Genomic DNA, 23,891 nt, shown 5'->3' with positions numbered 1-23,891 from the left:
TTAGCCTTCGAAGTTGTAAAGAGGTGTGCTGAGGTAACGTTCGCCGTTACTTGGCACGATTACGACAACGCGCTTGCCTTCACCCAACTGTTTCGCAACCTGAAGACCTGCACGGATCGCCGCACCGGAAGAAATACCGGACAGAATGCCCTCTTCCTTCGCTACCTGACGAGCCGTCTCGAATGCATCATCATTCTCAATGTGAATGATCTCATCATAGATTTCCTGATCCAGAATCTCAGGGATAAAGTTGGCACCAATCCCCTGGATCTTATGTGGTCCTGGTTTGCCGCCCGCCAGAATTGGCGAAGCTGCTGGCTCAACCGCAACAATTTTAATACCAGCGAAAGCTTCTTTCAGCACTTCGCCTGTACCTGTAATTGTTCCGCCTGTACCAATTCCCGCAACGAAAGCATCCAACGTACCACCCACAGATTGAATTGCTTCAACAATCTCAGGGCCAGTCGTTTCACGGTGGATCTTCACGTTGGCTTTATTTTTAAATTGCTCAGCCATGAAATAAGATGGATTTTCCTTGAGCAGTTCTTCGGCTTTTTTAACAGCACCATTCATACCTTCAGCTCCAGGTGTAAGCACAAGCTCGGCACCATACGCACGAAGCAAGTTACGACGCTCCAAGCTCATCGTCTCAGGCATTACAATAACGGACTTGTAGCCTTTGGCTGCAGCCACCATCGCGAGTCCAATTCCCGTGTTACCACTTGTTGCTTCGATAATGGTATCACCCGGTTTCAGCTTGCCTTCTTTTTCCGCTTCTTCCACAATGCTAATTGCGATACGGTCTTTCACGCTTGAACCTGGATTCTGGTACTCCAGCTTCACGAATACTTCAGCACTGCCTTCTGGTACGATACGGTTCAGACGAACAAGCGGAGTACCTCCGATGAGTTCTGTTACGTTATTAACTACTTTAGCCATATGAATGCCCTCCTTAGTGGATGAATAAAACTTGAGTCCTGTTAACCTATACTGTGCGGCCGGTAGCCTCTAGCTGTTATAGAAGAACTGCGGAAATCCTGTTGATCCTATCCCTTACTGCTAAGATTTCTAGACAGGGCGGAGGTTTCCGAAAGTTTCTTTGTTCATAAGTTAATCATTTATATCCGAGTAAACGAGTAGGTATTTATTATTTTCATCTTATCAACGTTAACCCTTATTGTCAATATGAGTACTCAAAAAAAATACTCTGCCTTTGGCCCTAAGACCGCAGACAGAGTATTTTTATCAAGATGCAGCAGTACGAGACAATCTTCTCCATTGAATTCAGGAGGCAGGAATCTCGGACAGGATTACGGCTTCATACTTGTTACGCAGCATTTGCTCTACCTGCGGCAACGGATCAGCCTGACTCAGAGCCAGTTGCATTCGAATCTCCTCACGGACCTCTTCGGCCGACTGCACCTGGCGTTCTTCTTTATCATTAAGTCTGATAATAACATAACCTTCTTCCACTCGAACCGGTCCGGCAATATCGCCTACATCCAGCCCGGCAGCAAGTTGAAGGATTTCTTCTGACTGGAATGGATCATTACGCTCAATCCATCCCAGCCTCCCACCAGCATCACGAGAGAAGCTGTCTGTCGATTGCTTGCGAGCAGCTTCTTCAAAGTCTTCCCCCTTCTCCAACGCATCCAGTAAGGAATCGGCTTCCTCTTCTTCCTTCACTACGATGATGGACAGGTCATATTTCTCGGGGGAAACGTAATCCTCACGGTGTTCAGTCCAGTAATGCTCAATATCTGCATCCTTGATCTGTATGCCAATCGTTGCGATTTTCTCAAGCAGCAGCCTGTAGCCGGCTTCCAATTCAAGTTCCTGTTTGGACAGACCCAACTGGGACTTCATTTCGTCATAATATGATTTCTCTGAATCGTACCCATCCATCGCGGCCGCTAGTTCTCTTGCAATCTCTTGGGGGGTGACGATCAGCTTGCGTTCAATAGCTTCGGCATATACTGCTTTGCGGTTTAACATCTGGAGTAATAACTCACTGCCGTAACGTCGTTTCAGCGCATCGGTCCACTCTTTGTCCGTGATAACTTCTCCGTTGATCGTGGCTACGGTGCTTCCTTCTTCCGTATTGGCATCATGGGATGCATCTGCCTCGTCTTTGCCCTGTCTGAGACCATGCATAGCCATCACTGTACCCATGACCAGCATGCCTAGCGTCAAGACAATTACAGCCGTCCACAACCCTTTTTCCTGTCTTGTCATTCCGCATCCCGTCCCCGCATAGATCAGTTCTTGGCTTGCTCTAGGATGGTCTCAAGTTGTTCTTTGTTAAAGTCATAGGCTTCATTACAGAATTGGCAGACCACTTCAGCTCGGCCCTCTTCTTCAATTAATTGCTCCATCTCCGTTTGGCCCAGGCTGATTAGTGTCTTCTCTACCCGCTCACGTGAACACTCACAGCTAAAATGAATATCCAATCCTTCCATCACTTGTACATCTGGCAACAATCGGCGAAGCAACTCTTCCAATTCAAGCCCCTGCTCCAGCAACGTGGTCACTGGCGGCAACGTACTAATGGCGTTTTCGATCGCCGTGATCTCTGGATCTGTCAATCCCGGCAACAGCTGCATAATGAATCCGCCTGCGACAATAACGGAATTATCCGTATCAACGAGCACACCAACGCCTACAGCAGAAGGTGTTTGCTCCGATTGAGCAAAGTAGTACGTAAAGTCTTCGCCCAGTTCTCCTGAAATAATAGGCACACTGCCACGATATGGTTCTTTCAGTCCCAGATCCTTCGTTATATTGATGAAGCCTTCCGTTCCAACCGCGCCTGCAACGTCCAGTTTTCCCACACTATTGCTTGGCAAATGTACATGCGGATTAGAAACATATCCTCGTACTTCGCCTTTGGCATTGGCATCAGCTACAATCTGTCCAATAGGGCCATCACCGTTGACTTGTACCGTTAACTTCTCTTCACCTTTGAGCATTGCACCCATAATGGCTGCTGTTGTAACCGTACGCCCCATGGCAGCTGTAGCCGTGGGAAACGTATCGTGTCTTCTGCGTAGTTCCTCAACCAGTTCCGTAGTCTGGATAGCAAAGGCTCTTACCTTTCCATTCATTGCTGTACCACGAATTAACCGGTCATGCTTGTTGTTGTTTTCCAAGTCATTCAGCCTCCTTTGGCGTATCGCCATAATAGTAGTAACACAGAAAAAACGGCACAACACTTAAGCTGTAATCTCAGCCCGCTGTATGCCGTCTCTATGCTCACCTTTCCCGGTTCCGCTCATATATAATACGCAGCCCTTCAAGCGTAAGCAGCGGATCAACTTCCTCTATACTACGGGTTTCTTCTGCGATAAGTGTAGCGAGACCACCCGTCGCGATAACTCGGGGCTTCGCTCCCATCTCCTCGCGAATACGTTCTACAATACCATCAACCTGGCCTGCATAGCCAAATATAATACCCGCTTGCATGGCATGAATAGTATTACGGCCAATGACCTTTTTAGGTTTCTCCAGCTCTATACGAGGCAACTTGGATGCCCGCTCATAGAGCGCTTCAGTGGCGATCTGAATGCCAGGTACAATAGCGCCCCCCAGGTAGTGGCCTTTCTCGTCAATACAGTCAAAGGTCGTTGCGGTACCAAAATCGACCACGACGAGAGGGCCGCCATACTTCTCAACGGCTGCCACTGCATTAACAATACGATCTGCACCCACTTCACGAGGGTTCTCATATCGCAGGTTCAAGCCAGTTTTGATACCAGGCCCGACAAGCAAAGCTTTTTTGCCTACATACTTCTCACACATCGCTTCGATTACATTCACCAGTGGCGGAACCACAGATGAGATGATGACACCTTCGATGTCACTTGCCCTGATGCCGGACATATGAAATAAATTATAAATCAATACGCCGTATTCATCCACTGTTGACTGACGTGATGTACTCAGACGAAAGTGGTGCAGCAATTCCCGGCCTTGATATACGCCGAGCACCATATTGCTGTTCCCCACGTCTACAACTAGAATCAAAGAGGTTCACCCCTCTTTCTTTTCATTTAAATCCAGACTAATATCCAGGCTCTCAAAGGAATAGGTTAACCTGCCAACCGAAATTACATCCACACCACTCTCTGCAATACCACGAATGGTCTGGAGGGACACGTTACCGGATGCTTCAACCTTCACATGAGGAGCCTGTTCACGAATAAGCTCAACTGCTTCACGCATCCGCTCTGGATGCATGTTATCCAGCATAATGATATCTGCCCCGGCTTGCAAGGCTTCTCTCACCTGCTCCAGATTTTCAGTCTCCACTTCAATCGTCATCGTATGTGGGATAACGGTTCGCGCACGCTGTACCGCCTCGGTGATTCCGCCTGCACCCTTGATGTGGTTATCCTTAATCATAACGGCATCGTACAGTCCAAATCGATGATTCGCTCCGCCACCCACGCGCACTGCATATTTCTCAAGTAATCGGTGGCCAGGCGTTGTCTTACGTGTATCCACAAGCCTGGTCTCAAGACCATCCAGCACATCCACGTAGGCACGCGTACGCGTAGCTATTCCGGACATACGTTGCAGCAAGTTAAGTGCCAGTCGTTCCCCCGTAAGCAGAGAATGTGTACTTCCCTCTACCTCGGCCAAAATCGTGCCATGGGTAACCTTGTCTCCGTCTGTTACCTTCGGTGTAAATACAAGATCAGGATCAACGACCTGAAATACAAGTTCAGCTACGGTCATGCCTGCAATAACACCATTGTCTTTGGCATGTATAATGGCCTTAGATTGGTTGCCTGCTGGGATCGTCACACTTGTTGTAACGTCACCTGCACCAACATCTTCACGAAGCCAGTTTTTGATTGATTCGATAAGCCCTTCATTATATCCATTCAGTATCATGACATCAATTCCTCCACAATCGCTTGTTCTCGCTGCTGCAGACTATGCTTCTGCCACACGATATCATCACGCGCCGGGAAATCCTCACGATAGTGAGCCCCCCGACTCTCCTCGCGGTGTAATGCTCCGCTGGTAACTAACCAGGCACAGGTCAGAAGGTTGGCATACTCCAGCTCTTCCTTATGGGTGAGAGTCTGATCAAAAAATTGCAATTCCTGTTGCAGCTTGTCCATGGCCTTCTGCAGATCCTCACCATTCCGGCGCAAGCCTACCTGACGAACCATCATTTTCTGTAGTCGTAAACGTCTTTCGGATACCGGCTTTTGCTCTTCCGTGATCTTATTGATCTTGTTATTCATCTCTACAGATGAAGGCGCAGCCCCTCTTACTTGTAATAAACCAAGCGGAGGAAGAGATTGAATACGATCAACAATTCTCCGCCCAAATACAATCGCTTCTGATAAAGAGTTACTTGCCAGGCGATTAGCTCCGTGCACTCCTGTAGAAGACACCTCACCACAAGCAAATAACCGGGAGATGCTGCTCTCTCCACTAAGATCCGTTTTCACTCCACCCATCATGTAATGGGCAGCAGGTGCAACGGGAATCCAGTCCGTTGTCATGTCCAATCCATAACGCATACAAGTCTCATATATGGTAGGGAACCGATGCTTGATCATCTCTGGTTGTTCATGCGTAATGTCCAAGTACACAAAGGTACTGTTGGTGGACTCCATCTCACTAACAATCGCTCGTGCCACGATATCGCGTGGGGCCAGTTCAAGCTGGGCATGATAACGATCCATAAAGCGCTCGCCCTTCACATTGCGCAAATATGCCCCTTCGCCGCGTACGGCTTCTGACACAAGGAAACGCGGGGCCCCCGGGTAACAAAGAGAGGTGGGGTGGAATTGGATAAATTCCATGTCACGAACAATAGCCCCAGCCCGATAGGCCATGGCTACACCATCGGCAGTAGCTACATCCGGATTCGTCGTGTATCGGTACAGTTGTCCTGCCCCACCAGAGCAGAGCACAGTGGCCTGTGCCTTCACGAACACTTGCGATCCGTCATCCTTCTGAACCAGAGCGCCAATGCATTCCCCTCGATCTGTAATCAGGTCAATAACAAAATGCTCATCCCATACTTCAATTCCGGGATGTTCATTCACTTCGACCGCAAGCGCACGTACAATCTCATATCCTGTTGCATCTCCGTTGGCATGCAAAATACGGCGGTGGCTATGCGCACCTTCCTGCGTCAACGCCAACTCGCCGTTCTCCAGATCAAATAAAGTACCCAAACGAATCAGTTCCTTCACTCCGTCCGGACCCTCATTCACCAATGCCTCTACCGCTTCGGAGCGGCATAAGCCCGCTCCTGCTACAAGTGTATCCTGCAAGTGGTAAGCAGGTGAATCATCCTCAGCAATAACCGCAGCGATGCCCCCCTGCGCATATCTGGTGTTACTTTCAAGTAATGACTTCTTCGTGATCATTAACACACGTTGTTGTTCACTTGCCTTAATGGCAGTAAACAAACCAGCAATCCCTGAGCCTATAACCAGTACATCCGTCTCTACCATGGGTAGCGCAGACAGATCAAAATCAACTAAATATTGCGGTATCATGTTATTCACCTGTCTTGGAGCAAGAGTAGCGCATCCTACTTTACCAACAACATGCGCTCTAGTGATTCTCTGGCTTTGTCGGCAACGGCCGGTGGCACGTAGATTTGCGGCTTCATCGTTTCCAGGCATTTCACCAGTTTCTTCAAGTTGTTCACCTTCATGTTGGGACATACGAGGAACTTGGTAGCAAAGTGGAACTGTTTATCCGGACTATCCAGACGAAGCTGATATCCTGTACCATCTTCGGTACCTACGATAAATTCCTTCGCTGCTGAATTTTTGCAATACTCCAGAATAGCTGTTGTGCTGCCTACAAAATCACCCATTTCTACAACCTCAGGGCGACACTCTGGATGGACAACAAACTCTGCATTTGGATGCTTGGCTCTCATCTCCACCACATCTTTGACTGTAAGCATATCGTGAGTGTTGCAATAACCTTCCCAGATAATCATTTTCTTGTCTGTATGCTGCTGCACATAATGTCCCAGGTTTTTATCCGGTACCCAGATAATTTCGTCGGAATCCACCGATTGAATAACCCGGACTGCGTTCGCCGATGTACAACAGATGTCAGTCTCTGCTTTGATCTCAGCCGAGGAATTGATATACGTAACCACCTTGGCATTAGGATGTTGTGCTTTCAATTTGCGTAGTCCATCCACATTCACCATATCTGCCATTGGGCAGCCCGCACGTTCGTCCGGGATAATAACTGTTTTATTTGGCGCAAGAATTTTAGCGCTTTCACCCATAAAATGAACACCACAGAAAACGATCACATCCGCATCTGTTTGTGCTGCCTTCTGGGCTAACAGAAACGAATCTCCACGGAAGTCGGCAACCTCCTGTACTTCGTCACGTTGATAATAATGGGCAAGAATAATGGCATTACGTTCCTTCTTCAACTCCATAAGCCGCGCACGCAGCTCGCGGTTCATCTCAGCCTTGCGCTCTAAAGCCAGAGCTTCCACCTGTGATCCTCTCCTTTATCGGGACAGCGTCATGCGCTGTTTCGTGGGCTAACCTAAGTCGTTATCTTCGCTTGAGAAACGAATCACAAGCGGTTTAACAACTAATTTACACAACGTTCACGACTCTGTCAATAAATGAAAAAGGCCCGGAACAGCGCTGTAACCACCTGTTTGCTAACTGGTTCGCCATCTAACTCCCGTTTATCTTTATCTATCCTCTTTTAAAATAATGGATAAAAAAAGAGAGCCCCAGGGGCTCTCTTGATTTCACCTGCTATCCTAGCCAGATGTATTATACATTAAGACGTTGGCTTTGTTCCGCCATCATCCGGGTTATTGTTATTACCCTTTTCCAGATTCGGAGCTTCGTTTGGAATATCTCCGGCTGGTGGCTCAGGCGTTTCATCTTTACCTTGAATACGGACACGCACATCACCGATGTTGTCGATGATTGGCTCTCCGCCTTCAGTTGGTGTGCCTTCACCATCATTGTCATTCTCTGCTTTTGGAGTCAAAGAACCTGTTTCGATCAATTGCTTGATCTGATCCATTTCCAAAGTCTCTACCTCAAGCAAAGTTTGAGCGATCAGGTGCATCTCTTTTGAATGTTTAACAAGCAAGTCTTTACACTTCTCATAACAGTCATTGATAAAGCGTTGCATTTCCTGATCAATCTCATAAGCAATGGAATCCGAGTAATTCTGTTCATGACCGATATCCCGACCAAGGAATACCTGTCCTTGTGAACTTCCGAATTGCATAGGTCCCAATTTCTCACTCATACCGTATTCCATAACCATGCTGCGAACAATACCTGTCGCTTGCTGGAAGTCACTGTATGCACCAGTACCAATTTCTCCGATGAACAATTCTTCAGCTACACGACCCCCGAGAAGTCCGGTTACTTTATCCAACAGTTCCTGCTTGGTAACCAGCATACGGTCTTCTTTTGGCAACATGATTACATATCCACCCGCACGTCCGCGCGGAATAATGGTCACTTTATGTACCATATCAGCATGTTCGAGGAAATATCCTACAATGGTATGACCTGCTTCGTGATAAGCAACGATTCGTTTCTCGCGATCACTGATGACACGGCTTTTCTTCTCCGTACCAACGATGACACGGTCAATCGCTTCGTCAACTTCCTTCATGGAAATATCTTTACGGTTACGACGCGCTGCAAGCAATGCCGCTTCGTTCAAGAGATTCTCCAAATCCGCACCAGAGAAACCTGTTGTACGCTTCGCGATAATATCCATTTTCACATCTTTGGTCAGTGGTTTATTACGGGAATGTACTTTCAGGACAGCTTCACGACCTCTTACATCAGGGCGGTCAACCGTAATTTGACGGTCAAAACGTCCTGGACGCAGCAAGGCAGGGTCCAAAATATCTGCACGGTTCGTTGCAGCTACGATGATAATACCTTCGTTAGCTCCGAAACCGTCCATTTCAACGAGCAACTGGTTGAGTGTTTGCTCACGCTCATCGTGACCACCACCAAGACCAGCACCACGCTGACGTCCTACAGCATCAATCTCATCGATAAAGATGATACATGGCGCATTTTTCTTCGCATTTTCAAACAAATCACGTACACGTGATGCACCGACACCGACAAACATCTCAACGAAGTCGGAACCTGAAATACTGAAGAATGGTACACCCGCTTCACCGGCTACGGCACGAGCGAGCAACGTTTTACCGGTACCTGGAGGACCTACGAGCAATACGCCCTTAGGAATCCGTGCACCTACTGCTGCGAATTTACGAGGGTCCTTGAGGAAGTCTACAACCTCAACAAGTTCCTGTTTCTCTTCGTCAGCACCCGCAACATCTTCAAATGTAACCCGCTTCTTCTCTTCATTGTAGAGACGAGCACGGCTTTTACCAAAGTTCATTACTTTACCGCCGCCGCCTTGAGCCTGATTAAACAGGAAGAAGAACAGCAGGAACATAATGATCAAAGGAATAAAGGAAGTCAGCAACGTCAACCAGATGCTGTCACCTTTCATTGGCTCCTGATGATATTGGAAATTGTTAGTTTCACTTGCAGCTACAAGCTCACTAATTGCCTCATCCGTAGGAGGAATATACGTTGAGAAATTTTCTGATTTGGCGCCATCAGGTGCCTTCTTGTATTGACCGGTCACGAGATACGTTTGACCGTTGAATTGAACCGTCAATTCAGAGACATTGTTGGCTTTGATCGCTGCACGCAACTGATCATATCTAGGATTATCGGTGGCTTCGCCGCCATTGCTGACGAACTGGACTATCCCCACCACAACTAAAAAAAGAATCAAATAAAAACCAGAATTCCGGATGAACCGATTCATCCCCTACCTCCTCTCGAGACACTTTAATTATTTTAACATAGCCCGACATGGCTTCTCAACAGAAGCCAAGAACAGCTCAAGGCTTGGGTCGGGCAGGATATTAGCTACTATAGACTTCCGGCTTCAAAATCCCGATATAGGGCAGGTTCCGGTACTTCTCCGCAAAATCCAAACCGTAACCAACGATGAACGCGTCAGGAATGTCAAAGCCTGTGTAATGAGCTTCCAACTCAACTTTACGACCTGAAGGCTTGTCGAACAGCGTAACCACACGCACCGACTCGGCACCGCGGTTTTCTAGCAGTTCAATCAGATAGCTGAGTGTAAGTCCGCTGTCGATAATATCTTCGACAATCAGAACTTCCCGTCCTTCAACGGATACATCCAGATCCTTAATGATTTTGACAACACCTGATGACTTGGTGGAAGCGCCGTAACTGGATACCGCCATAAAATCCATTTCAACAGGTACCGTTATGTTTTTAACCAAATCAGCCATAAATATAAACGCACCCTTGAGCACACAAATGACCAAAGGATTGCGATTTGCATATTCGGCACTTAGTGTTGCGCCTAATTCCTTGACTTTACTCTGAATTTCTTCTTCACTGATCAATACTTCCTGAATGTCGTTCTGCAACTGTGCGAACCTCCTAAGTTATACTATGAAAGCCTTACCTGAACCATAACCACTACCCCTGAATCGCTGAATCGCCTACAGTCATGTACAGGATTGCGGAAGTGCCCTCCCTGACAGGAGCCACATTGGACCGTCGAACACCCGGTAACCAGATGATATGACCTGCTCCATCACATACCACAGGAATACGTGGACGGACAGATGGGGGGATTTTCTCATCGATGAAAATATTTTTCACCTTTTTGCTTCCGTTTAATCCCATCACTTTCATGGTATCTCCAGGTAACCGTGAACGCACAACCAGCGGCATAAGCAGTTGATCCGCATCAAACGCGGCTTGATCCGCCGATTCCGGTACATGATAGTCCTCGGGACTCACCGTCATCAACCGAATATGCCGGTTAATTGGGGTGAGTGAAAGCTCATAAGTTCCACTCCATTGCGCAAGACGATACTCGTAAGATTGATCCTGTACGTCCGTCCGTATGCCAAAAGAAATCAGATTATACTCCCGAGTGCAGGCGAGTGTCTGTCCTATATCCAGGCTCCAGGTCGTCACATGGGTCTCCATGACCTTGCGTCGAATGGTTTCTATACGGGTAAAGTCGACAAAATCACTGTCCAAAGGCAGATAATTCAATATTAGTTTAATCAACCTTCGTTGTAAAGCGACATGTAACTTCAAGAAGGAAGGCACCTCAAAGGTTTGCCTTCCGCCGTTCACCTGCACTAGACACCTGTATGTGTCATATGCACTCTGCTCCATGAAATCGTCTTCATCACCCACAATTTCGGCAAGCCGATTCAATGACGGCGTGAGTTGTCCATTATACTGCCCCAAAAAAGGAAGCACATCCAAGCGAATGGCATTACGCCGATATTTACGCAGGGCGTTGCTCTCATCATTGAAATACATAAAACCCTGGGTATTACAAGCTTCTACAAGGTCTGTCTTGTTTATACGAAGGCATGGACGAATAAGTTCCACATTTTTTTCTCGTCTTTTAAACTTCATCCCTGAGAGTCCCGACAAGCCGGTTCCACGAAGCAAATGAAGCATGACCGTCTCCGCCTGATCATCCGCATGATGTGCCAAAGCGATGCTTGCCGCATTATATTTGGAAGCCACTTCGTGCAAAAAGGCATATCGCTTGTTGCGAGCTGCTTCCTGCGGTCCTTGACCCGTCAGCTCCATATATGAAGGTACATCGGCCTTGGTCCATTCAAATGTAATACCAAGCTGCTGTGCCAGTTCCATCATTTTCTCCGCTTCGTCATCAGATTCGGTCCGGAAACCATGATGTACATGGGCACAGATTAATTCAAGCGGGACATGCCGCATGCTGATCTCGTGCATGATATGCAAAAAAGCTACCGAGTCCGGCCCGCCCGATACTGCGACGACAATCCGATCCCCGGGAACCCATAACTGATGCTCTTCCGCTGCATCCAGCACGTTCTTCACCAGCATGTTCCAGCGTAAAGCCTCCATACCTGTTCCTCATTCCTTGCGTTATGTATATGCACTCTCACAGATCAAAAAAGTAGTGCATAGATGAGCACTCCAATAAGTAATATCACAGATACAGCAAATGCGTTCTTGAGCCAGCGCGGTGTTGTACTTTTGGAACGACGGCGGAGAGGCGTGGGGCGTGCCATCATTTCCTTCCACCCTTGTGCCGCATGACCTGCATCACGAAACTGACCTCGTAAAGCCTGATTCGTCCAATTGCGAAAAGGACCCAGTCGTTCACTGCGCTCCACCAGCGCTACGAGCTGATTCACACTTCGCAGTTGCGGTAATCCTTCGGCTGCCAGTGCCTTGAGCGCGTCTGCTTCAAGTACATGAATCAACAATAATGCAAATGCAAATACATCATAGGTACCATCTGCCGTACGGCTGCCTGCATTCCAGAAGCCCCGATCATACCATTCAGTGAACTGTTTGACGCTTCGACCAATAGACGTAACTCCGCCGTAGTCGATCAATTCCACCTGCCCATAGTCGGATACCAACACATTCTGAGGTTTGAGATCACCAAACACCCATCCCGCCTGATGCAATTGTGCCAGCTTCTGCAAGAGTCTAAGTCCCACCAGAAGTGTCCAGTCTGTCCCCTGACGCCGAATGAAGTGATGAAGTGCCTCACCTCTAACGTAACGCATCACATAAAAGGGAATATCCCGGCCACGAACGGCATAATCATCCACATCTTTAAGATAGGAAGGAATGCCGCTCTGCCGAAGGGCCTCATGATTACGCTGTAGTTGAAAAGATTTGAGCACATTGACTTCCGATTGCAGATCAACCGGATCAAATCCCATTTTTAGCGCGTAGTGTTTGCCATTTTCACCCCGTTGGACAAGAAAAACGATGCCATTAGCTCCTTTGCCCAGTAGCTTCCGAATCGTGTAACGACTGCGATTCCATTTCCCTGTAACCACTGTTCCTGGCGGGAAAGAGGCGTCAGACAACGTTGTCACCGAGCATCCCTTCTCTTTCAATGCGATAGTTCCCTTCTATTTCCTGCTGTTTCTCCAGTGTACCATAACGGTAAAAATCAATCACCTTCTGAATTGCAGGACCTGTCGGCGTTGCACCCTTCATCTGCAACCTTCCAAACAAGGACCGGACACGGCCCAGATCCGTTGTCCAGTCAATATCCATTACCGCATCTTCTCCACTGTGTCGTCCCGGAAAATGAAATACGGAAAGCTTGCTCTGACCTATACGCGCCTGCAAACTCAACATTAAATCACGAATGCCTTCTTCTACCGCAGCCAGTTTGGGCTTCATGCTGGCACTGACGTCTATTAGCAATATAACCTGTAAGGCTGTAGTTTCAGCCATATCATCCATCACTTCCACGACCCGGGCGCGTTGTGCAGGCTCCAGATCGGTTACCGTTTTGGGCTCCTTCTCTCCCAAAATTTGTGTTAACTCTCTATTAACCGCCTGCTGAATAGTCTGAACCACCGTTTTCCTTGTCATCATCTGCATGGTATGGGCAAGCTGCCGTGTACCTACAATTTGGCTGATTCCACCTCCGGCTCTGGCAATATCCTCAATCTCCCGACTACCCAACTCACCAATGGTTCCATAATCAATCACGCCAACCACATTTACCGTAATCCCCTCTTCCTGTGCTTCGGCCGCTGCCAGCACCGGACTTGGTCCTACATTGGAACAACCGTCGGTGATCAATAAGATTTGCTTCATCCGATATCCCTCCGTTATTCGTTACTCTCCAACTCTATGACTAGCATTGCCAGAATGAAGAGACTTCAAACAGAAGAATATGCAATTAGCTGACGGTCCGTGGACGCTCCATCCGGTTGATGCCAGGCACACGCAGTGTGGCCCATTCAGGGCGGAAATGCTCTACTTTTCCAACAACGACGGTCATATCATCCAAAATTTCATGCTGCTGATATCTTATGACACTTTCAAGCAGGCAATCGGCCAAATCTTGCGGGTCATCTGTATCAATCTCTTGAATGAGCCGTTTCATCCATAACTCTTTGTTCACAGCATACCCCGGTGCATCATAGATGCCATCTGTCATCATAATGAGGATATCACCCGGCTGAAGCTGTACCGTCACCAGATCCACTTCAATATCCTTAATAATACCGATTGGCAAATTGCTGGCTGAAACCTGAATAACCTCCTGTCCTCTTTTGATAAAACTTGGCGTTGAGCCAATTTTCATAAACGTTGTCTCTGCCGTATATTCATCAATCAGCGCCATATCTACTGTGGCATACATCTCTTCAGGGGAGCGCAGCATCAGAACGGAGTTCACAGATTTGATCGCCAGTTTCTCGTCCATGCCGGACTGTAGCAACTGTTCCAATATGTTCAGCGCCGCGCTGCTCTCCATCCGTGCCCGTTCTCCATTGCCCATTCCATCACTGAGCGCCACCGCGAATGTGCCGTTGCCTAACTCAACCGTACTGAAGCTGTCGCCTGACATCACATCTCCCCCTTTTGCGGCGGCAGCAACACCCGTGGTCACCTCGAAAGTTTTGGCCGAACCAAACGTGACGGTTGCCAGTCCCTGACGAGGATCGGTCATGGTCTCATGCAAGACGGCAATATGCTCGTCCAGTACATCCGAGATCAGCGGAGCTATCATTTTCCGGCACTCATCGAATCCACGTGTATATGCATGTACAATCTCAATCTCTACGTTGCCCGCTTCCAGATTGATGATCTCAATGGAGTGAATGGACAAGCCCAGTGACTCCAATGCGTCCCGAATCTGCTCCTCCTGCTGTACCATCTCCTCACTTTCCCGCTGAATTTCTTTGGCCAGGTCCTCCATGACCTGAGATACACCGGACAATTGCTCTGCAACCAGCTGCCGGCTATCGATAATTTGGCGCTTCCATTGCATGTTATGTTGATGCAGTCCATACTGGGCACGCATGACTTCAAGGACCTCTTCCGGTTTCGCACACACCCTGTTCCAGTCCACTGGAATCTGCTTGCCTGAGATCTCCGGGTTTCCCTCAATCGTACTCATCACGTCCGTCATATATTTGTAGGTTTGAATAAACTTCGCATCCCAGCATTGTGTACGCTTGAAGCAGCTGGCACATGTGCCCTCGGCAACCGCATTCATGAAATGGTCCATTCCACCTTCTTTCTGTACCTGCTCCCCTGCACCGGACATCTGATCAAAGCTGCGTGACAATTGACGGAATACCTGCGAGAACCGGGTTACCCGTTCTGCCGTGATATCCCGTATTCGTTTGGCATACTCATGCTGGGATTTCGTATGATCCTGCGTACCCGGTACATATTTGGATATGGCCGTCATCAGGCTTTTAGGTGTCAACATGAACAGTACGATAGCTGCACACGTCTCCCATAATGAGTTCATAACATCGCCCGGTCCGCCCAGATATATGGATAGAATGGACGAACCCAGCAGCATGCCCAGTGCAACCGCCGCACGTTTGCCCTCTCGAAGCATACCCGCCAGCATCCCGGCAAAAGCAAGCAGGCTCATCTGATACACCGCTGACATGTCAGCCAGACTCAGAATCAAGCCGGTAATGACCCCAACTGAGGCTCCGAGGGGGGCTCCGCCCACCAGCGCAAAGATTAATATGAGATAACGGGAGAGCATATGCTCGACGGATAAGGACTGAATGGTCCACCCTACGGCTCCCGTCATAACGGAAGCGAGCAATATGATCAGGCAGAGGATCTCCTCGTTCTTTAGGCTGAACTTTTTTTTGCGGTAAGTGAAGATTGGTATGGCTTGTATAAAAACAAGGGTGAGCACGAAACTTAATACCGAATCCATCGTGAGCATCAGCATGGCGTACCAGCTGAAGGATGGTCCGATCACAACCGCGAATAATTTCACCATAAATGTAGTCGTAAACACCATCGTTGGCGCATAAGATAATTCAGCACGATCATATGACTCCAGTCCACGGAAGAGCAGATAAAAGATGGCGATCTCCGATGCAACAATGAGGGGTACCGGAAACGGTGCAAATAGACTCCCTGCGAGTAGAGCGGCGCCTACCGGAATGATGTAATCCCTGCGCATGAAAGCAATTACGGCGAAGTATGCAATGGCAAAGGGAGATAACTCATTCAGGATCATTGCCTTTCCGAGCAAAAACCCCATAAACGTGAGCAGCAGTACCCATTTGCGGGAAGCAACCATTTGGACAGCCTTGCGGGAGCCAAGCCATTGTTTCAGACGTACCGACAGCTCCTCCCGAGCTTCCGTACCTCCTTTACCTGCTTTCATTCCCGGAAATTGAATGACATTCCACTTTTCCATCATCCTCAAGGCACCCCATTCGATTAATTTGAATTTTCGTGTTTCGTTCTCGATGGTTCTGATTATAGATAGATTAGAAGACGTAGTTTGTCAGAATAGGTGGGCAGGGTCCAAAAAGTTTACGACAAAAGAAACAAGCCTGGCGCGGTGGAGCGAAACCCCCGGCCTTATTGTGGTTTCATTCATTCTCCTACTTGATTCCGACAATCGGAATGTCTGATTTTGAACCGGAGATGGTTTGGTCTCGCCATCATTTGAGCAGGATAACTGTGGAATGCCACGGAAACCTGTCGGTAAAAAATGGTAGACGACAAATGTTCTTATGGTTCCATTTTGCCGTGCAGAAAAACTGGGGATATGGAGCTTCACCTTACAAAAAAAGCTATTCAACTACTTATCTGTGAAAGAAACGCAAAAAAACCGTTAGCCCATAGGCTAACGGTTTTACTTATATGTTTAGATCAGGTTGTGACAGATTACACACGCTTGGCTCCACGGCCTCCGCGTTTGCCTTCTGTGTTCTTCTTAAGCGAAGAGATCCGCTCTTCACTATCTTTCAGGAAGCGTGACATTTTATCCTCAAATGAAGGTTTGCCTGCTGCGGGCTTGAAAGAACGGCCTCCGCGGTCACCACGGTTAAATCCACCGCCGCCACCACCACGACCTTGGCCACCACTTGGGCCTCCGCCGCTGAATCGTTCGCGATCTCCTCCACTGCGTTCCGGTCTAGGAGCTCTCGGGGGTCTAGATTGGGTTTGTTGCTCAACCGGTTTGTCAACAGCTTGCTTAATGGAAAGTCCGATCTTGCCATCCTTGTCAACGTTGATAACCTTCACTGTAACGAGGTCATTCAGCTTCAGGTGGTCGTTGACATCTTTGACGTAATTGTCGGCGATTTCCGAGATGTGAACGAGACCCGTGACACCTCCTGACAGATCCACAAATGCTCCAAAATGCGTGATTCCTGTCACCTTGCCCTCTAACTTGGTGCCCACTTCAATTGCCATAGAATAAAATGATCCTCCCTTAAAAATATACAACCCGATTTTTTGAATGCCAAAATCAATGCTGCGCTAATGTAATTATACCTTATGCCGTAAACCAAGGTCAACTGAACACTACCCCATCAGAGAGCCTATTTTTTCCGGTTTAACGGCTTCAGACACACGGATAACAAACCTAGCTCGGTAATAGACCAAATTCCATCAGTTCCCTGACTCTTCAACCTGGATCGGCGTTTCCTCAGGAAGATAATATCCTTTTTTCCGTGCCAGCTGTCCTATGTATTCAGGGTCATTCAACCGGCTGACTTCGTACTTCAACTGTTCCAGCTTCTTCAACGTATCTTCCTTTGAAGCTTGCTGAGTGGCCAGATGAGAACTCTTGTCCGAAATTTGTGCAGTCTGCACAAGGAATGTATATCCTGCCCATATTACAAATACAATCATAAACGTCATCCAAAGCATGAGGCGCCTTTTTGCACCGGCAGATTTTCCTTGGTTAGTTGGAGCCTTTGATCTGCCCACAGGTGTTTTACCCATTACGGACCTCCTTAAAACCAGCGTTTCCACATCGCTGCAATTCTTGTACCCACACGGATCATGAAGCGTGGCGTTACCCAATGTTTCAGGAGCGGCCTAAACATCCAGCGGAACAACTTGCCGAAAGGTACCAAACACTGCAGCACCAGCCTGCCCAGGAATAATAGTATCGCAATTACAAAACCGAATAATACGCGAATTAACTTAAAAATTCCTTTAACCGGCATAACGATCAGGATGTTAAGGATATGTCCACACCAATGAATCAGCGTTCTTGCGAGTTTAATTAACATTACCACAAAACGCTGGGTTGTAACACTTAAAAGCCAAAAATAGAAGCAAACCCCTATAATCAGCCCCAAAAAGACATAAAACCGCAACTGTCCGTGGTTTCCGGCGTATAGCATCCGAAAAACGAACAGCGCGGAAGCAACCCAGTACAACAGATCGAGCGTGTGTATACTCCATCTCGGAAACCGCAGCTGTCCGGACAGTACCCGGTAACTGTCGTAGGCCATTCCCATCACGACCCCCGAGGTAAGCATCCACATCAATGTGATCCATTGAGTATCCGGACTCATCGGAACATCTTGCCAAACAGGCCTTTACCATTTTTGGACTGGGAACCGGGGTCCAGATATTGGAGCGAACTGACTGTGCCTTCAATGGATAACAGACCTTCCTCCAGGCTCAGGTTTTTGATATGTAAATTGTGCCCCCGGATGGTCAGATGCCCAAGTTCAGTCTGCAGCAAAAATTCCTCACTGTCGAAGCTCTCCACGTTGGAGACACCCGTCAGATCCAGCAGTTTCCGATTCTGCATGCTCAGATGATGCTGTTTGGCCTTACCGTGCTCAACCATGGCATGTACCCCTCCTTCTTACACCTAGCTTATGGGTGTGGAGGTTGGAATAGAACCAGCGTTGTTGAACAAATAACCCGGCATCCAGTAAAAAACAAAAACGCCCTTCCCTGTTACAGGAGGACGTTTCGATTCAACTTGCATTGAATGAATATTTAATACCAGATGTACTGTTACCAGTTCATCCCGTTATCCTTGGCGATCGGCTCTTCCTTCACCAAGGTGTAGAGGCTGCTCGCCTCATCCTTCTTGGTACTCTCAGCAATTCGTTCCACCCTCACGGTGACCAGTTTCTGACCGAACTGAACCGTCAGCTCATCGCCCACTTTGACAGCGGCGCTGGGCTTTGCTTCACGTCCGTTCACCAGAACACGTCCCTGTTCAGAGACGTCCTTGGCCACAGTACGGCGTTTGATTAGCCGGGAGACCTTCAGGAATTTATCAAGACGCATTATTTTACGGCTTCTTTAAGTTTGTTGCCTGCTTTGAATGCAGGAACAGTGGACTCAGGAATCACGATTTCATTCCCTGTTTGTGGGTTACGTCCGGTACGACCGGAACGTTTGCGGGTCTCAAAAGTGCCAAAGCCGATCAATTGTACTTTGTCTCCGCTGGCAAGTGCATCTGTAATTTCTCCCAAAAAGCCGTTCAATACGGACTCAACGTCTTTTTTAGTCAAACCACTTTTGGTTGAAATGTTGTTAATCAGATCTGTTTTGTTCATTTTTAAAAGCCTCCCAAATTGAAAAAAAAGTATCTGCGATTCCTGACAATACATCGATTGCCGCTGATTCGCGTTAGGTCACTACACATGTATTCTGGCTTGGTATCTGAAATCCTGCCTTGGTCCGCGACTTTTTTTAGCTTTTTGTCGATGGTCCGCAGGCAACAGTCTAAGACCAGTACCCGAAACCATTCGTCGCTAAACACCAACTCCAGTTTACACAGATGAACACATGTTCGTATTATCATAACACACTGCATAGCATGAATGGAATAAAGTTATCTGGCTTTTCCCAGAAAATTGAACCCTTTATAATCCTGCCTTCTTCGCATCCTGCCAGAATTGCTCCATCTCTTCTACATTGCTATCTGCTGGTGTTCTTCCCAGTTCACGCAAACGCTCCTCGATATACTGGAACCGCCCAACGAACTTCCGGTTGGTCGCAGCGAGTGCCTCTTCCGGGTCCGTATCGATGAATCTTGCAACGTTCGCGGCTGCGAATAATAAATCCCCCAGTTCAAGCTTCCGTTCTTCCGCAGACTGGCCTTGTTGCACCGCTTCTTTCAACTCCGCCAATTCTTCCTCGATCTTGGCAAACACACCTTCAACATCATCCCAGTCAAAGCCCACCTTGGCTGCTTTCTTCTGTAGCTTGTATCCCTTCATCAATGCAGGCAAGTCACGCGGTATACCATCCAGCACGGAAACTTTCTCCTGATCCTGGCCTTTGCGCTTCTTCTCCTCTGCTTTCATCTGTTCCCAGTTCTGAAGAGCTTCATTCGCATCTTCTGCTTGATTATCGCCAAACACATGTGGATGGCGGAAGATCAGCTTATCATTCAAACCTTCGATGACATCATACACATTAAATGTGCCCACTTCTTCTTCCATCTGGGAGTGCAATAAAATCTGCAGCAGCAGATCACCCAGCTCTTCTTTCATATGGTCGGGGTCATCCTCATCGATTGTCTCAATGACCTCATAGGTCTCTTCAATCAGGTTTTTGCGAATGGATTGATGCGTCTGCTCCTGATCCCACGGACAGCCACCCGGACTGCGAAGAATATTGACGATCTCATGCAAACGCGCAAAGGATCGACGACGCAAGGCATCATCGGTGTTCTTCGGTACATAGATTAGTGACAGATTGCCATACCCTTCGATCCGGTCCAGTTCGTGCAATGGAATCTTGTGAATGACCTCCTGGCCCTGTACACCCAACGCGTGACCAACAAATACCGGATAATCATCCGGGTAAACCTCCATCAGGCATAGCTTCACATCCGAAGCAGTGAACACATCGTAGACTTGTCCGATCAACGTATGTAACTGTGGTTGTACCAGTTCCGTGTTCAGGCTGCTGGCATCCAGAAGTTGAAACCCTTCGATTGGATCGAATCCAAGTCGTATAAAAGCTTCATCCAGGAAGCTCTCCCCGCCCATGACACGCAATGAGATACCCATCTGCGGACAACGCTCTTTGAGCAGGCGTACACTTGCTTCTGCCACCATGGGATGACCGGGTACGGCATACACAATCTCCGTTCCGGCCTCACCCTTGCGAGCGGCTTCTATCAGTTGATTCGCGATCTCATCATACACCTCGGGGAAGGAGGACTTCGCCTCATAGATGCCATCAAATGATGTCATCTCTAGTCCCTCTTGCTTCAGATCATTCAATACGGGATGATCCAGGGTGCGTACATACAGCGTAGCTGCATGTTTCATTTTTTTGATAATACCTACGGTCAGTTGGTCTGCATCTCCAGATCCAAGACCCACTACGGTTAAAGCTGCACTCATTACGTAAACCTCCATCCGGACTATCCTGTTGCAAGCTCACTGATTCATCGTGCCTGAACAGGACTAATTACACGTATTATACCAGAATCATTCGATATCCTATAATTGCATATTAGCTGTGCTGGGTATAGAAGCACCGTAAGCATGGAGCTAGCGCAGCACACGCAGTCTGCGCAGCAGCTTGGCAAGGCGAGGCCCCACCTTGGGCACAGCCGCCAGCTCCGCGGCGGTCAGTAGCCCTGTCCGGGCCGCCGCCAGCAAGAACACGGCCGAGCCTGCGGCAATGCCCAGCAGGCTCACGCCCATCGCGGCCAGCCGGCGGTCGGCCGCGATACCCATGCCGCCGAGTACCGCTTCGGCGGCACAGGCCGTGCCTACCGCCGCCAGACTCATGGCGGCAATCACCAGCGCCGGCTTCGCCAGGACGGCGCCAGGGGCAGGGCGCAGGGCGACAAGTCGCGCCAGCAGCGCCACATTCAGGCCAGCCGCCAGCATGTAGGCGACTGCGCCTGCCAGGGCCGCGCCGCTGATGCCCAGCGCCGGCACAAGCATAACGTTCAGCAGCGCCTTGACGCCTGCGGCGGCCAGCATGCTGAACGCGGGTGCGCGCACGGCGCCGAGGCCTTGCAGCAGCGCCGCCGCAATAATGCTGACGGTGCTGCCCGCAGCCGTCAGCGCCATGTACCGCAGTGCTTCGGTGCCTGCGGCATCTCCGTACAACATGCGGTTAATCGGCTCCGCCAGCACCGCGAGACCCGCGGATGCCGCCAGGCCGATCAACCAGAACCAGCGCAGCGCGAGGCCTGCTTGCTGCCGGACGGCTTCTGGCCCGCCCTTTAACCGGGCTTCCGCCATCGCCGGAATAAACAGCACAGATAGTGACGTGGCCAGCATCGTCACCAGTTGAACCAGCGGCAATCCACGGTTGTAGATGCCGAAGGAAACCATTGACTGGAGCTCATCCAGTCCTTCTCCCCGTAGAAGCCGTGGCACGGTGAAGGTATCCACCAGATTCATCAACGGCACGGCGAGTGACCCAAAACAGACGGGAATGGCATATATGAGCAGCGTCTTGATCCACTCACCATTGGATCGTGATTGTTCTGCCAGAGCGGGGTTAACAGCACTCACCGTTTTCTTCTGTGGCGTAACCGGCCTATGATCCTGATACTCTTGACGCTCCTGACGTTCTGATCCAACCTCTCCACCTTTACTGCTCCATTCCGAATCCAATTGCCCGGTTCGCCCTTCCTTGCCTTTCCGCCGATGACGGACCATGTACCCTAACATGGTAAGCAGCCCAACCATTCCGCCGGCAACGGAGCCCATCATGGCACCAGCGGCAATCGTCTCAAGCGAAGCGTCCCGTCTCATCAACCACAGAAGCAGAACAATCATGACGGTGACACGTATCGTCTGCTCCACCACTTGTGATACCGCTGTTGGAACCATCTGCTGTAATCCCTGAAAATATCCACGCAGCCCTGTCATCACCGGAACGAACAACAAAGCCCATGAAGCTGCACGAATCGATGGAACCACATGGTGATTGCCAATCATGTCAGCGATCAGCGGCGCACCTGCATACATCAAGAGCGCCATTATCATTCCAATTCCCCCGAGCAGTAGGGAAGATAGTCGAATAATTCTTCTGCTCTCGTCTGGTCTTCCGAGTGCGTTCTGTTCTGCTACGAATTTGGATACGGCCAGAGGCAGTCCTGCAGCAGCAAGCGTGATAATGAGCATATATAACGGATACACCGTATTGTAAATGCCAAATACACCGTCTCCCCCCAGATTCTGCAGCGGAATCTTCTGAAAAGCACCAATAATTTTAGAGATAATGGCAGCAAGCCCAAGTACAAATGCACCCTGTAGCAGCCTTGAGCCTGTAGACGGCTGTTTCATAAGTCCCTCCCGCGTAATCCTTTTAAGCATACCTTGCTATTATAACTGCCTGAAGGCACACAGACTAACCCTCCCCCATCACAATCTTCCGGATTAACTCGTTGTCCTTTAAAATGCAAAAACTCCCGTATGCCCAAGACAGGGCACCAGGAGTTGATCTGCGGTCTATTGTTCCATTTGCTTGCCAAGGAAACCAGCAGCCGTCTCAGACATCTTCACTTCCATCTGAGACATCTTAACTGATTCATCCTTATTGAACAGAATAACCGTTCCGATGGGGTCACCACCTGAAATAATCGGCGCAATAACAAAAGAGGATAACGTCTCGTCATGATCTTTGCTAAGCTCATAAGAACCATTGTTTGTTTCCAAAATGGTCTTTCTGTTTTCCATACATCCCTCTAACAGTTGACCAACCTGCTTGTCCAAATACTCTTTTTTCGAACCACCTGCCACCGTGATAATGGTATCCCGGTCAGAAATCATCGTTACATGTCCTGTACTCTCATACAGGGATTCTGCATATTCTTTGGCAAAATCACCAAGTTCGCCAATTGGCGAATATTTTTTAAGGATAACTTCTCCATCACGATCCACGAAAATTTCCAGTGGATCACCTTCACGAATACGTAACGTACGGCGGATTTCTTTTGGAATGACCACACGACCAAGGTCATCTATACGGCGGACAATACCAGTAGCTTTCATTTCACATGTTGCCCCACTTTCTCGAGAAGATTTTTCAACTACTGTTCCT

General features: G+C 48.7%; 22 protein-coding genes. All 22 read right to left on the bottom strand.

The features are described from left to right. Positions 1-939 (bottom strand): cysteine synthase A, encoded by a 939-nt coding sequence (gene cysK / locus QNO02_RS00340; RefSeq protein ID WP_036668448.1) that lies wholly within the window; start codon positions 937-939, stop codon positions 1-3. Between the two features lie 345 nt (positions 940-1,284). After that, on the bottom strand, positions 1,285-2,235 hold the full coding sequence (locus QNO02_RS00335; protein ID WP_133387505.1) for a peptidyl-prolyl cis-trans isomerase: 951 nt from the start codon (positions 2,233-2,235) through the stop codon (positions 1,285-1,287). 23 nt (positions 2,236-2,258) lie between these two features. Next, positions 2,259-3,179: an Hsp33 family molecular chaperone HslO gene (gene hslO / locus QNO02_RS00330; RefSeq protein WP_091039125.1), complete on the bottom strand. Its 921-nt coding sequence runs from the start codon at positions 3,177-3,179 to the stop codon at positions 2,259-2,261. Between the two features lie 73 nt (positions 3,180-3,252). After that, the gene (locus QNO02_RS00325) at positions 3,253-4,023 is read right to left on the bottom strand and encodes a type III pantothenate kinase (protein WP_026081372.1); all 771 of its coding nucleotides are present in this window, start codon (positions 4,021-4,023) and stop codon (positions 3,253-3,255) included. 6 nt (positions 4,024-4,029) lie between these two features. Beyond that, complete coding sequence (nadC, locus tag QNO02_RS00320) at positions 4,030-4,896, bottom strand: carboxylating nicotinate-nucleotide diphosphorylase (RefSeq protein ID WP_091039124.1); 867 nt, start codon at positions 4,894-4,896, stop codon at positions 4,030-4,032. Then, positions 4,893-6,527 (bottom strand): L-aspartate oxidase, encoded by a 1,635-nt coding sequence (gene nadB, locus QNO02_RS00315; RefSeq protein ID WP_091039122.1) that lies wholly within the window; start codon positions 6,525-6,527, stop codon positions 4,893-4,895. Before nadB ends, nadC begins: the two co-directional genes overlap by 4 nt. A 35-nt stretch (positions 6,528-6,562) precedes the next feature. Further along, positions 6,563-7,501 (bottom strand): quinolinate synthase NadA, encoded by a 939-nt coding sequence (gene nadA, locus QNO02_RS00310; RefSeq protein ID WP_289390811.1) that lies wholly within the window; start codon positions 7,499-7,501, stop codon positions 6,563-6,565. 299 nt (positions 7,502-7,800) lie between these two features. Then, positions 7,801-9,846, bottom strand: a complete 2,046-nt coding sequence (gene ftsH / locus QNO02_RS00305) for an ATP-dependent zinc metalloprotease FtsH (protein WP_091039119.1) — start codon at positions 9,844-9,846, stop codon at positions 7,801-7,803. Between the two features lie 100 nt (positions 9,847-9,946). After that, positions 9,947-10,486: a hypoxanthine phosphoribosyltransferase gene (hpt, locus tag QNO02_RS00300; RefSeq protein ID WP_017691352.1), complete on the bottom strand. Its 540-nt coding sequence runs from the start codon at positions 10,484-10,486 to the stop codon at positions 9,947-9,949. A 52-nt stretch (positions 10,487-10,538) separates the two neighbouring features. After that, on the bottom strand, positions 10,539-11,978 hold the full coding sequence (gene tilS, locus QNO02_RS00295) for a tRNA lysidine(34) synthetase TilS (RefSeq protein WP_091039118.1): 1,440 nt from the start codon (positions 11,976-11,978) through the stop codon (positions 10,539-10,541). Positions 11,979-12,022: 44 nt separating this feature from the next. Then, positions 12,023-12,970, bottom strand: coding sequence for a serine/threonine protein kinase (locus QNO02_RS00290; protein ID WP_091018319.1), 948 nt, complete (start codon positions 12,968-12,970; stop codon positions 12,023-12,025). Further along, positions 12,954-13,706, bottom strand: coding sequence for a VWA domain-containing protein (locus tag QNO02_RS00285; protein WP_091039116.1), 753 nt, complete (start codon positions 13,704-13,706; stop codon positions 12,954-12,956). The genes QNO02_RS00290 and QNO02_RS00285 overlap by 17 nt, the downstream gene beginning before the upstream one ends. An 85-nt stretch (positions 13,707-13,791) precedes the next feature. After that, entirely contained in the window at positions 13,792-16,299 is a 2,508-nt protein-coding gene (gene spoIIE / locus QNO02_RS00280; protein WP_289390810.1) for a stage II sporulation protein E, read from the bottom strand. A 473-nt stretch (positions 16,300-16,772) separates the two neighbouring features. Continuing rightward, on the bottom strand, positions 16,773-17,303 hold the full coding sequence (locus tag QNO02_RS00275; RefSeq protein ID WP_017691357.1) for a S1 domain-containing RNA-binding protein: 531 nt from the start codon (positions 17,301-17,303) through the stop codon (positions 16,773-16,775). A 198-nt stretch (positions 17,304-17,501) separates the two neighbouring features. Next, positions 17,502-17,837, bottom strand: a complete 336-nt coding sequence (locus tag QNO02_RS00270; RefSeq protein ID WP_017691358.1) for an FtsB family cell division protein — start codon at positions 17,835-17,837, stop codon at positions 17,502-17,504. An 11-nt stretch (positions 17,838-17,848) separates the two neighbouring features. Continuing rightward, positions 17,849-18,418 (bottom strand): spore cortex biosynthesis protein YabQ, encoded by a 570-nt coding sequence (gene yabQ, locus QNO02_RS00265; protein ID WP_289390809.1) that lies wholly within the window; start codon positions 18,416-18,418, stop codon positions 17,849-17,851. Continuing rightward, positions 18,415-18,699, bottom strand: a complete 285-nt coding sequence (gene yabP / locus QNO02_RS00260; RefSeq protein WP_036606119.1) for a sporulation protein YabP — start codon at positions 18,697-18,699, stop codon at positions 18,415-18,417. Before yabP ends, yabQ begins: the two co-directional genes overlap by 4 nt. 173 nt (positions 18,700-18,872) lie before the next feature. Beyond that, on the bottom strand, positions 18,873-19,151 hold the full coding sequence (locus tag QNO02_RS00255) for an RNA-binding S4 domain-containing protein (protein ID WP_017691361.1): 279 nt from the start codon (positions 19,149-19,151) through the stop codon (positions 18,873-18,875). Beyond that, positions 19,151-19,423 (bottom strand): HU family DNA-binding protein, encoded by a 273-nt coding sequence (locus QNO02_RS00250; RefSeq protein ID WP_017691362.1) that lies wholly within the window; start codon positions 19,421-19,423, stop codon positions 19,151-19,153. The genes QNO02_RS00255 and QNO02_RS00250 overlap by 1 nt, the downstream gene beginning before the upstream one ends. Before the next feature lie 309 nt (positions 19,424-19,732). Further along, positions 19,733-21,226, bottom strand: a complete 1,494-nt coding sequence (yabN, locus tag QNO02_RS00245) for a bifunctional methyltransferase/pyrophosphohydrolase YabN (RefSeq protein ID WP_091039112.1) — start codon at positions 21,224-21,226, stop codon at positions 19,733-19,735. Between the two features lie 150 nt (positions 21,227-21,376). Next, positions 21,377-23,134, bottom strand: coding sequence for a putative polysaccharide biosynthesis protein (locus QNO02_RS00240; RefSeq protein WP_289390808.1), 1,758 nt, complete (start codon positions 23,132-23,134; stop codon positions 21,377-21,379). A gap of 165 nt (positions 23,135-23,299) precedes the next feature. Next, entirely contained in the window at positions 23,300-23,842 is a 543-nt protein-coding gene (gene spoVT / locus QNO02_RS00235; protein WP_036606123.1) for a stage V sporulation protein T, read from the bottom strand. Positions 23,843-23,891: the final 49 nt, after the last annotated feature.

Source organism: Paenibacillus sp. PK1-4R, assembly GCF_030369595.1.
In the GTDB taxonomy this organism is placed as follows: domain Bacteria; phylum Bacillota; class Bacilli; order Paenibacillales; family Paenibacillaceae; genus Paenibacillus.
The sequence above is the reverse complement of the archived record's forward strand: the minus strand, read 5'-3'. Positions and strand labels throughout refer to the sequence as shown.